Source organism: Streptomyces sp. SID13726, assembly GCF_010548375.1.
In the GTDB taxonomy this organism is placed as follows: domain Bacteria; phylum Actinomycetota; class Actinomycetes; order Streptomycetales; family Streptomycetaceae; genus Streptomyces.
Genome location: NZ_JAAGLY010000712.1, coordinates 1 through 404 on the forward strand (window position 1 = coordinate 1; position 404 = coordinate 404).

The following is a 404-nucleotide window of genomic DNA, read 5'->3' on the forward strand; positions in this document are numbered from 1 at the left end:
CTGATCGCCATACTCGTGGCCACCGCCGGGATACAAGCCCTCGCCGCCGCGGCCGTGGGGCAGGCCGAGGCCGGCAGCATGGGGGAGGACCCGCTTCTCGGCGCCTTCTACGGCATCAACTTCGGCCAGATAGCGGCGTTCGCCTTTGGTGCGAGCGCGCTGTCCGCGGAGTTCCACAACGGCGCCCTGCGCACGACGCTGACCGCGGTGCCGAACCGTACGTGGCTCTACCTGTCGAAGATGGCCATGGTGGGAGGGCTCGCCTTCCTGGTCGGCCAGCTCGCCGCAGTGGCCACTTTCGTCGGCGGGCAGGCTTTCATGGGCCCGTACACCCTGGAGGTGGGCAGCCCGGGCACCTACCGTGCGATGTTCGGCTGCGGCGCGTACATCACGCTGATGGCCCT

Annotated in this window: 1 pseudogene; it reads left to right on the plus strand. The window is 69.3% G+C overall.

The annotated features are described in order from the left end of the window. Positions 1 to 404: pseudogene (locus G3I78_RS49905) on the plus strand (ABC transporter permease); the annotation flags it as partial.